We start from the raw sequence: 14,575 nt of genomic DNA, 5'->3' as shown, positions 1-14,575 counted from the left end.
GGATGTCTAAAATTCGGGTACTGGATGAACATATTGCGAACCAGATTGCTGCCGGTGAGGTCGTGGAACGTCCAGCCTCCGTCGTGAAGGAGCTGGTGGAAAATGCGATTGATGCAGGCGGTACGCGGGTGGACGTATGGGTAGAAGAAGGCGGCCTGCAAAGTATCCGGGTGACGGATAATGGAAGTGGCATTGAGCCTGAAGACGTAGAAACGGCATTCTATCGGCACGCGACAAGCAAAATCGGACATGGTCGCGACCTGTTTCAGATCACAAGTCTCGGCTTCCGGGGAGAGGCGTTGCCAAGTATAGCGGCTGTATCGAAAGTAGAGCTGCTTACAGCAGCCGGAGATGACGGGCGTGCCCGTAAATTGGTGATTGAGGGCGGTAAGCTGGTGCATCACGAGGATGCCGCTAGTAGGCAAGGGACGGATTTTACCGTACGGGAGCTGTTTTATAATACACCTGCACGGCTGAAATATATGAAAACAATCCAGACCGAGCTGGGACACATTTCGGATGTATTGTACCGAATGGCGCTTTCGCACTCTGAGGTTGCCTTCACATTGAGGCATAATGGCAATACATTGTTGCAAACGCTGGGTAATGGTGATTTGCTCCAGGTGATTGCCGCTATTTATGGAACTTCTGCGGCGAAGTCCATGCTGCTGCTGGAAGGAGAGAGCCTCGATTACCGAATTAGCGGCTATATCAGCCGCCCAGAGTGGACCAGATCGAATCGGAATGCGATATCGACGGTAGTGAATGGACGTTTTGTGCGTAGCTACGGGCTTAATCAGGCGTTGCTCAAGGCGTATCATACCTTATTGCCGATCAATCGTTTTCCGCTGGCTGTGATCCAACTGGAAATGCATCCTTCTTTGGTGGATGTTAACGTTCATCCTGCCAAGCTGGAGGTAAGATTCAGCAAGGAAGCTGAACTGTTTCAGTTGGTCGAGGATTCGGTAAAAGCTGTTTTAGGGCAGCAAGTGCTGATTCCGAAGGCAGTCAAGCGCGAGATCGGTGGCAAGGACAGTGGCTCGTTTGTGCAGGAGCAGTTTCACTTCTCGAAGGGAAATGGTGCGGAAGGGGATGCTCCTTCCGACAAAGACCGGGGGGGAGCACTGCCACTTTCCGTGACCTCGCCGGAGAACCAGGTACCGGGCCAATCCAATCACTTGAACAGAAACGAAGAGAATAACAGAGGTAGCCAGGAGCGTGAGCAACGTCCGAGCAGGGATAGCCTCTCAGCCATTGGACGGGCAAACAACCTTTCAGGTAAAAGTATTAGTGATGATGAACTGGATGCAGATTTTGTGGAAGAAAACAACGGGAGTGAAGTTAGAGGGGACGTGCCGCTCCCTGATGGAGCGACTGTACAGTCGTCCGAAGGAGATAATGCTGCAATAGGCACATCTTCTTTATACAGTGGAGGGATAAAGGAAACGGCTGCTTCTGCTGCTTACCCATCTTCTGTGCCGCCGATTGCAGGACACGCTACGGATTCCCGTCATTTCGCGGATCAGAAGCCTCGCCAGCAACGTCTAAATGCAGAGCAATTGGCAGCGGTGTCGGGAGAAGTTCCAGAGTTGCCCACTTTTCCTGAACTGAATTTAATCGGTCAGCACCACGGGACATATCTGATTGCACAGAACGACCAGGGCTTGTATTTAATTGATCAACATGCCGCACATGAACGAGTCAATTATGAATTTTATTATGAAAAATTCGGTAATCCCGAGTCAGTATCGCAGGAGTTGCTACTGCCAATTACACTGGATTTTACGCCTTCCGAGACAGAAAAGTTGAAAACAAGGCTGCACTGGTTTGAGCAGGCGGGGGTGTATTTGGAGCATTTTGGCGGTCAAACTTTCCGTGTCAGCTCTTACCCGTACTGGCTTCCCCAAGGGGAAGAAGCGGATGTTATTGAGGAAATGGCCGGATGGGTGCTCGAGGAAAGAGCCATTGATCTTGCAAAGCTGCGGGAAGCAGCCTCGATCATGTGCTCCTGCCGGGCTTCTATTAAGGCAAACCAGAAGCTGACTGACCGACAGGCTATCGTGCTGCTAGAGCGTTTGGCAGCATGCAAACAACCATATACTTGCCCTCATGGGCGACCTATTGTGGTTTCCTTTTCCACATATGATTTAGAGAAGCTGTTTAAAAGAGTAATGTAAGGGAGTATATATATGTTACAGGATCGAGAAAACCGTGAAGAAGAGCGGTCGAGGCTACGGGAAAAAAAAGTCGAATTACTGGTCACGACAGGGGATTCCCCCTCGGCTGAGGTTGTGGAGCGAGCGAAGCTGCTTGCAGCCGAGTTAGGGGTGTTGTATGCCCCTCGTCGTGGCATATCGGTAGCTAAGCTAATCGCGGCTCACAGAGTCCGCCAAGCATTGGTTCTGGTGCAGGGCGGAGTGAGGCTGATTAGTCCAGAACAATCACCGATGGTTTTTCACCCGAGTATGGGCTTCATTCGCGCCAAACGGGTATTAAAGGGTGAACCTGACCCGATGTTGACGGCTGCCCGGCTCGTCCCGGGTGATACTGTACTGGATTGCACCGCAGGACTTGGTACGGATTCTCTTCTATTTTCAATTGGAACGGGAAGCTCTGGACAAGTCACGGCTGTGGAGAGTTCTTTCCCCGTCTATGCTTTAATCAAGGATGGAATGAGGCATTACCGTTCCGGCAACGCTGAAGTAGATCAGGCCTTTTCCAACATTGACGTTCGTTTTGGTCATCATTTGGACTATTTGGGCAGTTTGCCGGATCGCAGTATAGATATTATTTATTTTGACCCTATGTTTCGTGATCCGTTGCTCGATTCCAGCGCAATCGGTCCATTGAGAGGGTTGGCTAATCCAGAGGCGTTGAATGAGGAAAGTATTGTTCATGCGAAACGGATTGCACGAAAAACAATTGTATTAAAAGAAAAACGGGGTAGCGGGGAATTTGCCCGCCTCGGCTTCCGTGTAGAGCAGCGGGGCACAACGAAAACAGTGTACGGAGTGATTGATATTGACAGTGGCACCTAAGCCTAAATTACTTGTTCTTGTTGGCCCGACTGCGGTTGGCAAGACGAAACTAAGCATCGAGATGGCTCGACAATTTGACGCGGAAATTATTTCCGGGGATTCCATGCAGGTATACCGTCATATGGACGTTGGAACTGCCAAAATTTCCGAACAGGAAATGGAAGGAATCAAGCACCATTTAATTGATATTCATGAGCCTGAATACCCATATTCAGTAGCCCAATTTCAGGAAGACTGTCGTCGTCTCATACCTGATATTCAATCTAGAGGAAAGCTACCGTTTATCGTAGGCGGAACAGGTTTATATGTAGAATCAGTCTGCTATGAATACCAGTTTTCCGAGGTGGGGGCTGACGAAGCTTTTCGTCAGGAACAGCTTGACTATGCCGAACAGTTTGGAGCTGACGCGCTTCATGCGCGACTACAGGCGGTTGATCCCGAAAGTGCACTTCGTCTGCATCCTAATGATCGTCGTCGTGTCGTTCGGGCACTGGAAATTTACCATGTTAGCGGAACGACACTTAGCTCTCAACTTGCCAGTCAAAAAAAGGAATCTCCCTACCAACTCTGCATCGTAGGTTTGACAATGGATAGGCAAATGCTATATAAACGTATTGAAGACCGAATTGACGGGATGCTCGATCAAGGGCTTGTTGCTGAGGTAACCTCCTTAATGGAACGGGGAGTGCGAAGCGATGCCATCTCCATGCAAGGTCTAGGCTATAAAGAGATATCCTCCTACCTGCGGGGAGAGGTGTCTTTGGAAGAGGCGGTGACTTGGCTAAAACGGGATACGCGTCATTTTGCGAAGCGACAGCTCTCGTGGTTTCGCCATATGAAGGATATCCAGTGGGTAGATGTCACTGATTTCGGAAATTTTTCTGCTCATGCAGCCCGAATACACGAAATTATAGCAGGAAAGTTCCGGACAGACCTTGAATATACTTCAAAACAATCCAAATGATTATTGGGGGTACGGCTAAAATGAACAAGTCCATTAATATCCAAGATACGTTTCTGAATCAATTGCGCAAGGATTCTATACCTGTAACGGTATACCTCATCAATGGATTTCAGGTGCGAGGGACGATTAAAGCATTTGACAATTTTACGATTGTTATCGACTCGGATGGAAAGCAACAGCTGATTTACAAGCATGCCATCTCCACCTTTACACCGCAACGCAATGTATCGCTTGTACAGCAACAGGATAACGCTAGCGATAACTGATTACGGCTTGACGGTCGCCCGGGTTCATGAAACTTTTCAGGCGTCCGTCTCGTCTAACTGTATAGGAATGTGACCGGGAGCAACCTGATCAGGGTTGTTCTTTTCATTCCGTTTACTTTCATGCTGCCGACAGCAAGCTTTTGGCTTATGTTAGGTATCATATGATTATTCGCGAAAGGGAGTCAGGGGAATGCCAAACGATTCATTGTCCAGATCCGGCAATCGCAATAGAAACACATCTAAAGAGAAGCCGAAGGGCAAGAAAAAGAAAATAACAGGTAAGCGAGTGGGGTGGACGCTATTTATTACAGCGGCCTTAGCCATATTCTGTGCACTTGGTGGATATTTATTTGTCATGGTTAATGGTGAAAAAATTTACGAAGCCAACAAGGACAAAATTACAGTGAACGAGACATCGAAGGTTTATGATCGCAACGGTGTCCTCATGGGTGAGTTGTCTGTGCAAAAAAGCGATCCTGTCAAAAGTGAAGAAATTCCACCATTGCTCAAAAAAGCTTTTATCGCAACAGAGGATAAGCGTTTTATGGAGCATCAAGGGGTTGATATTTGGTCTATCGGTCGGGCGGCCGTAAAGGATATCGTGGCTCGTTCTGCAGTGGAGGGCGGCAGTACGCTGACTCAGCAGTTGGCCAAAAACTTGTTTTTGACACGTGACAAAACCTTTTTCCGTAAAGCGACCGAGGTATCCATCGCAATGGCGCTGGAGCGGAGGTTGACTAAAGATGAGATTATTACCCTTTATCTGAACCGGATTTGGTTTGGACGCTCGTATTCTGGAATTAAAGCAGCGTCGGAAGGCTATTTTGGGCAAACGAACTTAAAAGATTTAAAGTTGTGGCAGATTGCTACACTGGCAGCTATTCCGAAAGGGCCATCCAAGTATAATCCAATCAGTAACCCGGAAAACTCGAAGGCACGACGTGCGGTGGTTCTCCAGCTGATGTTTGAGCAAGGGATGATTGGAAAGCAAGAGATGGAAGAGGCCAAGGCTGTAAATTACAATTACAAACAACCAGAAAAAGTTCAAAAGTATCAAAATTTCATGGAATACGTCATGGATGAGGCAGAGGATGCACTGCCAGGAGTTAGCGGCAATGATTTGATTATTGGTGGTTATAAGATTCATACGACAATGGATGCCCAGGCCCAAAATGCGCTGGATCAGGCGATGGCAGATGATGACATGTTCGAAAAAAGTCCTGACGATCAGCCTGTTCAAGCCTCGATGGTCATTATTAACAACCAAACAGGTGGAATTGCCGCGATGGCACCCGGACGAGATTATAAAAAGGGAACCTTCAATCGTGCGACACAGAGCCGCAGACAGCCAGGATCGGCTTTCAAGCCGATTGTAGCCTATGCGCCAGCTCTTGAATCCGGTAAATTTACGATGGATACCCCTTTGAGTAACGAACGCCAGAGTTTTAACGGATACAGTCCGAAAAACTTGCATGGTTACTCATCAACCATCAGCATGCTCGATGCCATTACGAAGTCTGAAAATATTCCGCCTGTATGGTTGCTGAACCAAATCGGTGTGGAAAAAGGGGTTCAATTTGCCGAGAGCGTAGGCATTCCGATGGACAAAAATGATCACTCACTTGCTATCGCATTGGGTGGATTAAGCAAAGGAACGAATACCCTTGAAATGGCGCAGGCCTACAGCGCTTTTGCCAATAAAGGACAATTCCAAAAGGCTTATTCCATTAAACGAATTAATAATAGTGATGATCAGGTAGTTTATACTCATGAAGAGGAATCTAAATCTGTAATGAGTGAAAAAACGGCTTATGAAATGACACAAATGATGCAAAATGTAGTCAATAGCGGCACAGGTCGCAAAGCACGTATTGACTGGCCTGTAGCTGGTAAAACGGGTACGACCCAAAGTGGAATTAGCGGTAACAGTGGTAACCGGGACATCTGGTTTGTCGGTTATACGCCAGAATATACCGGAGCAGTATGGATGGGTTATGATAAGCCGGACAGCAAGCATATGCTCAGAAACTACAGTGGGCAGTCGGCAGCCTTTTTCGGAAGAGTCATGGGTGAAGCTCTCAAGGGACACCCGGTTACGCAATTCAGCGAGCCGAAGGGATATGAACCACCAGTTGAGCAGAAGCCAGAAGAGCCGGTTCAGGCTACCGCTCCAAGCGGGCTGAGCGGGTCTTATAGTCAGGACACCCAAATTGTATCGTTGTCCTGGACTGCGGCGACGGGGGATAATGTACAATACCGTGTGTATCGCAAAGGGGCTTCCGATGCAGGTTTTGCAACAATCATGGAGGCCATGAAGGGCACGAGTGGTGAAGATACGTCTCCTATAGCTGGAAACACGTATGAATATTATGTAGTGGCTTATGGAGCGGATGGTAAAGAATCCGAGGCTTCTAATACGATCCGTGTGGAAATTCCGGCAGAGACTACTCCGGTTGATCCACAACAAGGGACTGATCCAAACGAGAATGGAACCTTACCGGATAATGGCGGGGCTACAGACGGACAAAACGGTACAGATCAGGGAAATACAGCTCCTGGCGGTATCAACAACAATAATGGCTCAGGTCAGGTTCCGGCATCTCCTGGAGATACTAGTGGGAATGGTGCTGGAGGCACAGGCAACAATAATAGCAATTCCGGCAATGGAAACGATACAAATCAGGAAAATGGTCAGACTACTACACCGGATGCAGGTATTTCTGATGAAGATACTATGGTAAATCCAGAAAATACGGATGCATCTACGACTGAAGTCACAACGGATGGAACTCAAGAAGGCAATTCCAACGGTCATTCGAACTCCAATCGTGGACGCCACAATCGGGATTAGCAAGTATTGCTTTATGTAAGTTGAATTTGCTTCAAATCAAAGGTATTTTCGGACCGTTTCACGGTCTGAGAATACCTTTTTTTGCTTTGGTAAAGGGGTTCTTTTTGAGTGTACAGTTTAAATATGGTAAGCTGGTTTTACCAATGTTGGAGAGGAACATCATTTATGAAGCGCAAATTCGGAGACCGGGCCAACTGGCGCAGAATCACCAATCGCAAGTTTGCTTGCCGGTATGTAGAAAGTGACGCGTTTACAGGATATGTGACCCTGTATACAATTTTGAGTCTCAAGGAGCCGTTATGGAAAAGTTACGGTGGTCATACGTTTTGCATAGCCGATAAAGGATATTCCTGGCTACAATATTATCCAAAAGGTGAGCACTATGTGGTGACTGCTATGTTTGACAACCGGGAGCAAATCGTTGAATGGTACATTGATACTTGCCGAAATCAGGGTGTGACCGATCAAGGAGTCCCATGGTTTGACGATTTGTATTTGGATGTTGTGGTGCTTAAAAACGGTGAAATCTTCCTAGTGGATGAGGATGAATTGGAGGAGGCGTTACAACGGGGGCATATCTCAACGCAAGAGGCAGAATTGGCCAACCGTACAGCGGCTGATGTGTTACATCAGATAGATGCCCACGTGTTCCCCTATTTTAAAATGTCGCTGAAACACCGGGCAGAATGGTTTCACAACGGTGATTTCAAGAGAGAACGGTGAAAGTTTTGCAGTGGATTAAAGACACTGGGCCCAAACGTCCTGAGTTGAAAAGCGAGCACAGTCGCCTTAAGAAAATATCTATGGTATCCAAGCGTATTGTACTTTGTTTGATGATTTTCATTTTGGTCGGATTGGTATGGGCAGGTATCCGAGTGTGGGACATGAATACGGCCGCCTCTACCACTCCGCTCAAGCAAGTGCAAATTGGTATCGTACTAGGTGCTTCTATGTGGGGGGCTGAGCCCAGTCCTGGATTGAAGGAAAGGCTGGAAGAAGCATTGCGCTTATACCGCAACGGGACGGTACAGCGTCTAATTGTAAGTGGGGGACTGGATAAACCAGATTTTCCGTATACGGAGGCTGAGGGCATGCAACGCTATTTAGTAGATAGGGGGGTCCCTGTACAGCATATTGTGTTGGAAAACCATGCGACCAGTACTTATGAAAATCTTCTCTATAGCCAGCGCATCATGAATGAATATGGATGGACCTCCACCGTGATCATCACACATAGCTATCATGGCCCTCGAGCGATGGAGATTGCTCAATTCTTGAAATTTGATCATCCTCAGATGGCTCTGACGGAATCCAAAGTGTTGAATATGCCAATTCATCAATCAAGAGAAGTATTGGCATACGCTAAATGGACGCTGCAACGGTGGTGGATCAGCGCTCAAACTTGGGTTGCCTGAATTAAAGAAAAGGCTTTGTGCACGTTCCCGTTGCTTTTATGCTAATAAGGACATGCCAGACCGAATACATTAGTAGGGTAAGCTGTGCCTGAAGAAATGTTGAGGTGATGGATGCATGAACGGACGGGGAATCGCCGCGGGCAAGCGGTCGGAGGAGAGACCTTCCAGACAAATTAATGTCGTGCTGCGTAGCCCGGAGCCGATAGCTTCGGTGACTGTGGACGAGACGGAAGCAGTGGCTTCAACCAAGTCACAGGCGCTACCGCAGTATCTCAGTCTTTATCAGGAAATTCAGAAAGAACTCGATCATCTCGTCGGCTTGGATAACATCAAAGACCTGGTATTTGAGGTATATGCCTTTTTGCAAATCGCCCATATGCGCACGGATGCGGGATTATTGAGCAATGCACACGTATATCACATGATTTTCAAAGGAAATCCAGGTACAGGGAAAACGACAGTAGCCCGCATTATCGCTAAAATGCTTCAAAAAATGGGTGTACTGAGCAAAGGTCATCTGATTGAGGTAGAGAGGGCTGATCTGGTCGGTGAGTATATTGGCCATACGGCACAAAAAACGCGAGATCTGGTAAAGAAATCTCTTGGCGGCGTGTTGTTCATTGATGAGGCTTACAGTTTGGCACGCGGAGGGGAAAAGGATTTTGGAAAAGAAGCGATTGATACCTTGGTAAAGTCAATGGAAGATCAAAAAAATCAATTTATTTTGATTCTCGCTGGATACTCGGGGGAAATGGACTTTTTTCTACGAACAAATCCTGGTCTTCCTTCTCGCTTTCCAATCCAGTTGGATTTTCCTGATTACACTGTGGATCAGCTTATCCAAATTTCCGAGATGATGGCCAAGGAGCGGGATTATATTCTCATGCCTCAGTCCATAATTAAAATGAAGGAGCATTTGCTAAACGAGCGTAATGACAGTCTTCATGCATTTAGTAATGCACGATATGTTCGTAACGTGATTGAAAAAGCGATTCGGCACCAAGCTGTCAGGTTGCTCAATCAGTACCGGAGCGGGCAACCTGGCAAACAGGAATTGATGACGCTGCGTCCAGAGGATTTGAAAATGGACAAAAGATAGGCGATAATAGGAATCTGAATCACATCGAATGGTATGACATCGAGCGGGGGCCGGCCTGAACATCAGGTCGGTCTCTGTTCGAGAGTTGACATGAAAATAAAGGAGCAAACAATATGGCGAACTCCACTCATGATACACAAACCGAAATGCAGGACAAGGCGGTACTGGTTAGTCTAATTACGGATGAAGTTAAACGATCTGGCATCAATACGGAATACTCGTTGGATGAGCTGGTGAAACTGGCTGAGACAGCGGGAGTTGAAGTATTGAGCGTCCTGACACAGAATAAGGAAGCTAAGGATTCAAAATGGTTTATTGGCAAAGGAAAAGTAGAGGAATTGCGCGCAGTTGCTGAAGAATTGGGAGCGAATACAGCTATTTTTGATCAGGAGCTCTCGGGGGCCCAAGTACGCAATCTGGAAGAAAGTCTGGATCTCAAAATTATTGACCGGACACAATTGATTCTGGACATTTTTGCACAACGTGCAAAAACACGGGAAGGTATTATTCAGGTTGAACTGGCGCAGTTGTCATATTTACTCCCACGTTTGTCTGGACATGGCAAAAATCTCTCGCGTCTCGGTGGCGGAATCGGGACACGTGGTCCTGGTGAAAGCAAGCTGGAGACAGACCGCCGTCATATTCGTGATCGAATCAGTGATCTGAAACGCCAACTGGAGGAAGTGACCCGCCACCGGTATTTGCACAGGGAGCGCAGACAAAAGAGCGGCATTGTTCAGGTGGCACTTGTTGGCTATACCAATGCGGGCAAATCGACGCTGTTGAAGCAACTGACAGCAGCCGATGTATATATTGAGAATCAACTGTTTGCGACGCTGGATCCTACCTCCAGAACAATGGAGCTACCGAGTGGAAAAGAAGTTATTCTTACGGATACGGTCGGTTTTATCCAAAATCTCCCTCATGATTTGGTTGCTTCCTTCCGTGCTACTTTGGAGGAGGCGAATGAGGCTCATCTCATTTTGCATGTTGTAGACGCGTCTTCGGATATGCGAGACGAACAGATGAAAGTTGTAGAGACGATCTTACAACAGCTAGGGGCTGCGGACAAGCCTCAGATCGTATTATTTAACAAAAAAGATGCCTGTACCCCTGAGCAACTGGAAATGCTTCCTTCTGGGAAGGGCTATTTGAAAATTAGCGCTTTTGATGAAGGCGATTTGCTGCGCATTCGTGAACTGATTCAAGAGCATCTGAGCGGTGATACGCTGAGATTCCGCATTCCTGCGGAACGTGGGGATTTAACCTCGGTGCTTTATCGAATCGGAGATGTACTGCTGACAGAGTATGATGGAAATGATGTCATTTATGAGGTTGAAATTCAAAGAGGCGAGTACGAAAAGTATGGTCATGCACTCAGCGAGTTCACAGAAGGTTAACATGTAATGATGTTTTTGATTCAATAAAATGATAATGCTCATCGTTCAAACTGAACAATAATATAACAAGAATAGCCTAAGGCTGGGTAAGAGAGAGGGTCAAGAAGGTAAATGGTAGTTTTTAGTCCAGAAATTCGGCAAATTCAGGAAACGGCAGAACATAAAATACAAGAACGTATACAGCACATAGATCATATTGTAGATTCAAATCAGTGGAAGGTAATTCAGGCATTCCAGCGGAAGCAAGTGAGTGATTTTCATTTTGCGGGTTCTACGGGATATGCTTACAATGACCGGGGACGTGAGGTGCTGGAAGAAGTCTATGCGGATGTGTTCGGTGCGGAGGCAGCGTTGGTGCGTCCGCATTTTGCCTCGGGTACTCATACAATTGCCACTGCTTTATTTGGTGTGCTGCGTCCAGGGGATGAACTGTTATACATTACCGGGAGGCCTTATGATACCCTGCACAAAGTGATTGGTAAGCCCGGCGACGGGACAGGATCATTGCAGGATTTTGGCGTTACTTATGGAGAAACCGCACTGACAGCGGAAGGTAAAGTGGACTGGGAAGCGGTGGAGGCTGCTATCCATGCCAATACCAAAGTGATCGGTATTCAGCGTTCACGCGGTTATGATTGGAGAGCTTCGTTTAGTGTAGCAGATATTGAAGAAATGACAGCACGTGTGAAGGAAATAAAACCTGACGTCATTGTCTTTGTTGACAATTGTTACGGTGAATTTACCGAGAAGCTGGAACCTACTCAGGTCGGTGTCGATTTGATGGCAGGTTCGTTGATTAAAAATCCCGGTGGTGGCATTGCAGAAACGGGTGGATATATCTGCGGCAAACAAAAGTATGTAGAACTGGCATCCTACCGATTAACTGCACCTGGAATCGGTGGAGAAGTAGGTGCCATGTTAGGTACTACACGAGGCATATTTCAGGGACTATTCCTTGCCCCAACACTGGTTGGGCAAGCGGTTAAAGGGAGTGTATTCGCAGCTGCGGTCTTTGAGGAGATGGGATTTGAGACCAAACCTGCCTGGCATGAAGAGCGTACGGATTTGATTCAGGCTATTTCTTTTAGCGGACCAGAACATCTAATTGCTTTTGTACAGGGTATTCAGCGTGCGGCTGCCGTGGATAGCCATGTGGTGCCGGAGCCGTGGGATATGCCGGGTTATGAGCATCCAGTTATCATGGCAGCAGGTACGTTTATACAAGGGGGAAGTTTGGAACTATCCGCAGATGCTCCGATTCGTGAGCCTTATATTGGTTACATGCAAGGGGGCTTAACCTACTCTCATGTTAAATTTGGAGTGCTTATGGCTCTGCAAACGATGAAAGAACGTAAATTATTGTGAGTTTTTCTAACATGTCATTGACACTTTGCATCAGCTAAATGTACAATAAGGTGAATAATAGATCACTGGAAGGTTGATGACAAATGGGCGACGAAATTCGCAGAAATATGGCCTTATTTCCAATAGGTATTGTCATGAAGCTAACGGACTTGTCAGCACGTCAGATTCGTTATTATGAACAGCATAACTTGATAGTTCCTGCCCGTACATCGGGAAACCAACGTCTTTTTTCTTTTAATGACGTAGAGCGTCTGCTTGAAATTAAGGCGTTGATCGAGAAGGGTGTTAACATTGCAGGAATTAAACAAGTCATGAATCCGGTTACCAAGGAATCGGAGGAAGCTACGGTTATTACTGCAGATACGGAAGTCAAACGCCGTGAAATGTCCGATACTCAGCTTCACCGCTTACTGAAACAACAACTTGTTGCAGGCAAAAGACCAGGACAGGTATCCCTAATCCAAGGCGAATTATCACGGTTCTTCAATAAGAGATAATGCTTTGACCTACCTCTTGGTACAAGGTCGCCTTACTTTAAAATCAGGTCTCATCATTTAAGTATTTATAGAACAACAGATTCGTATATAGTCGTTACAGAAAGGGAGAGGTTAGAGTGAGTTATAGCAGAGAAGATATCCTTCGGATTGCGAAAGAGGAAAATGTTCGTTTTATTCGTTTGCAATTTACAGATTTGCTGGGCACTATTAAGAACGTTGAAATTCCGGTTAGTCAACTGGAAAAGGCATTGGATAATAAAATGATGTTTGACGGTTCTTCCATAGAAGGTTATGTGCGTATTGAAGAATCTGATATGTATTTATATCCTGATTTGGACACTTGGGTGGTATTCCCTTGGGTAACTTCGGATCGTGTAGCTCGCTTGATCTGCGATATTTACAAGCCGGATGGAGTTCCGTTTGCAGGTGACCCGCGGGGCATCTTGAAACGTGTACTTAAGGAAGCAGAAGAGTTGGGATACACTTCGATGAATGTCGGACCAGAGCCTGAATTCTTCTTGTTCAAAACGGATGAAAAAGGCGAGCCAACTACAGAACTAAATGACCAAGGCGGGTATTTTGACCTGGCTCCGATGGATCTGGGTGAAAACTGTCGTCGTGAAATTGTACTTAAGCTTGAAGAGATGGGCTTCGAAATTGAAGCATCTCATCATGAAGTTGCACCTGGTCAGCATGAAATTGACTTTAAATATGCAGATGCGATTAAAGCTGCCGACCAGATTCAAACGTTCAAGCTCGTTGTTAAGACGATTGCTCGTCAGCATGGTTTGCATGCTACCTTTATGCCAAAACCTTTGTTTGGTGTAAATGGCTCCGGTATGCACTGCAATCAATCGTTGTTTAAGGACAATGAAAACGTATTTTATGATGAAACGGACGAACTCGGATTAAGCCAGACGGCCCGCCACTATATGGCTGGTATTCTTAAACATGCACGTGCAATGGCAGCGATCACGAATCCAACGGTAAATTCCTACAAACGTCTCGTACCAGGTTATGAAGCGCCTTGTTATGTGGCTTGGTCTGCAAGCAATCGCAGTCCAATGATTCGGATTCCCGCGTCCCGTGGTCTGAGCACTCGCGTCGAAGTTCGTAACCCTGACCCGGCAGCGAATCCTTATTTGGCCTTGGCAGTGATGCTGAGAGCAGGTTTGGATGGTATCAAACGTCAGTTAGCTCTGCCAGCTCCGATTGATCGTAACATTTACGTGATGTCTGAGGAAGAGCGGATTGAAGAAGGCATTCCAAGTCTACCAGCAGACTTGAAAGAAGCTTTGTCTGAGCTTATTCGGAGCGAAGTTATCTCTGACGCACTGGGCGACCATGCTCTAGCCTACTTCTATGAGCTTAAGGAAATTGAATGGGATATGTACAGAACGCAGGTTCATCAATGGGAACGCGATCAATATCTGACTCTTTACTAAAATGTGAAATCCCTTGGCGCTCTAAGCGTTGAGGGATTTTTTTATTTGTGGTAGGTAAAAAATTTTATTAAGTTTATTTATAATTGCCCCCTAATTGCCCCCTAATTGCCCCCAAAAATTTTATTATCAGAATAAATTTTCAGTAACAGACTCATAGTTCTCCATGCTATTCATCTCTATTTTTTGGAGATGTGTGCATAAACGTTGGCTGTTATTTGGATGCTACTATGTCCAA

At 46.4% G+C, this 14,575-nt stretch carries 12 protein-coding genes; all 12 read left to right on the top strand.

The genetic code is table 11. The features are described from left to right. The first annotated feature begins 2 nt into the window (after positions 1–2). Positions 3–2,177 (top strand): DNA mismatch repair endonuclease MutL, encoded by a 2,175-nt coding sequence (gene mutL, locus G9G54_RS07390; protein WP_165177082.1) that lies wholly within the window; start codon positions 3–5, stop codon positions 2,175–2,177. 12 nt (positions 2,178–2,189) lie between these two features. Beyond that, positions 2,190–3,038 carry a class I SAM-dependent methyltransferase gene (locus G9G54_RS07385; protein ID WP_165177080.1) on the top strand — a complete coding sequence of 283 codons (849 nt, stop codon included), beginning with the start codon at positions 2,190–2,192 and terminating at the stop codon, positions 3,036–3,038. Continuing rightward, positions 3,022–4,002, top strand: coding sequence for a tRNA (adenosine(37)-N6)-dimethylallyltransferase MiaA (miaA, locus tag G9G54_RS07380; RefSeq protein ID WP_069289755.1), 981 nt, complete (start codon positions 3,022–3,024; stop codon positions 4,000–4,002). Before G9G54_RS07385 ends, miaA begins: the two co-directional genes overlap by 17 nt. 20 nt (positions 4,003–4,022) lie before the next feature. Beyond that, the gene (gene hfq, locus G9G54_RS07375; RefSeq protein ID WP_023989043.1) at positions 4,023–4,268 is read left to right on the top strand and encodes an RNA chaperone Hfq; all 246 of its coding nucleotides are present in this window, start codon (positions 4,023–4,025) and stop codon (positions 4,266–4,268) included. 190 nt (positions 4,269–4,458) lie between these two features. Continuing rightward, entirely contained in the window at positions 4,459–7,119 is a 2,661-nt protein-coding gene (locus tag G9G54_RS07370; RefSeq protein WP_165177078.1) for a PBP1A family penicillin-binding protein, read from the top strand. 165 nt (positions 7,120–7,284) lie between these two features. Then, complete coding sequence (locus G9G54_RS07365; RefSeq protein WP_013310580.1) at positions 7,285–7,842, top strand: DUF402 domain-containing protein; 558 nt, start codon at positions 7,285–7,287, stop codon at positions 7,840–7,842. Next, a complete protein-coding gene (locus G9G54_RS07360) occupies positions 7,839–8,534 on the top strand; it encodes a YdcF family protein (protein WP_165177076.1) in 696 nt (231 codons plus the stop codon). Before G9G54_RS07365 ends, G9G54_RS07360 begins: the two co-directional genes overlap by 4 nt. Positions 8,535–8,649: 115 nt before the next feature. Then, positions 8,650–9,633: an AAA family ATPase gene (locus tag G9G54_RS07355; protein ID WP_025718768.1), complete on the top strand. Its 984-nt coding sequence runs from the start codon at positions 8,650–8,652 to the stop codon at positions 9,631–9,633. A 113-nt stretch (positions 9,634–9,746) separates the two neighbouring features. After that, positions 9,747–11,033: a GTPase HflX gene (gene hflX / locus G9G54_RS07350; RefSeq protein ID WP_165177074.1), complete on the top strand. Its 1,287-nt coding sequence runs from the start codon at positions 9,747–9,749 to the stop codon at positions 11,031–11,033. A 111-nt stretch (positions 11,034–11,144) separates the two neighbouring features. Further along, positions 11,145–12,398 carry a methionine gamma-lyase family protein gene (locus G9G54_RS07345; RefSeq protein WP_165177072.1) on the top strand — a complete coding sequence of 418 codons (1,254 nt, stop codon included), beginning with the start codon at positions 11,145–11,147 and terminating at the stop codon, positions 12,396–12,398. A gap of 83 nt (positions 12,399–12,481) precedes the next feature. Then, a complete protein-coding gene (locus tag G9G54_RS07340; protein WP_007430683.1) occupies positions 12,482–12,895 on the top strand; it encodes a MerR family transcriptional regulator in 414 nt (137 codons plus the stop codon). Positions 12,896–13,011: 116 nt separating this feature from the next. Beyond that, positions 13,012–14,340, top strand: a complete 1,329-nt coding sequence (gene glnA / locus G9G54_RS07335) for a type I glutamate--ammonia ligase (RefSeq protein WP_013310575.1) — start codon at positions 13,012–13,014, stop codon at positions 14,338–14,340. The last annotated feature ends 235 nt before the right edge of the window (positions 14,341–14,575 follow it).

The organism is Paenibacillus sp. EKM212P, from assembly GCF_011066115.1.
In the GTDB taxonomy this organism is placed as follows: domain Bacteria; phylum Bacillota; class Bacilli; order Paenibacillales; family Paenibacillaceae; genus Paenibacillus; species Paenibacillus polymyxa_B.
This window is presented reverse-complemented; position numbering and strand designations above follow the sequence as displayed.

Excerpts from the sequence above, each read along its gene's own strand:
- mutL (WP_165177082.1), top strand. The coding sequence starts at position 3 with ATGTCTAAAATTCGGGTACTGGATGAACATATTGCGAACCAGATTGCT.
- G9G54_RS07385 (WP_165177080.1), top strand. The coding sequence starts at position 2,190 with ATGTTACAGGATCGAGAAAACCGTGAAGAAGAGCGGTCGAGGCTACGG.
- hfq (WP_023989043.1), top strand. The coding sequence starts at position 4,023 with ATGAACAAGTCCATTAATATCCAAGATACGTTTCTGAATCAATTGCGC.
- G9G54_RS07370 (WP_165177078.1), top strand. The coding sequence starts at position 4,459 with ATGCCAAACGATTCATTGTCCAGATCCGGCAATCGCAATAGAAACACA.
- G9G54_RS07365 (WP_013310580.1), top strand. The coding sequence starts at position 7,285 with ATGAAGCGCAAATTCGGAGACCGGGCCAACTGGCGCAGAATCACCAAT.
- G9G54_RS07355 (WP_025718768.1), top strand. The coding sequence starts at position 8,650 with ATGAACGGACGGGGAATCGCCGCGGGCAAGCGGTCGGAGGAGAGACCT.
- hflX (WP_165177074.1), top strand. The coding sequence starts at position 9,747 with ATGGCGAACTCCACTCATGATACACAAACCGAAATGCAGGACAAGGCG.
- G9G54_RS07345 (WP_165177072.1), top strand. The coding sequence starts at position 11,145 with ATGGTAGTTTTTAGTCCAGAAATTCGGCAAATTCAGGAAACGGCAGAA.
- G9G54_RS07340 (WP_007430683.1), top strand. The coding sequence starts at position 12,482 with ATGGGCGACGAAATTCGCAGAAATATGGCCTTATTTCCAATAGGTATT.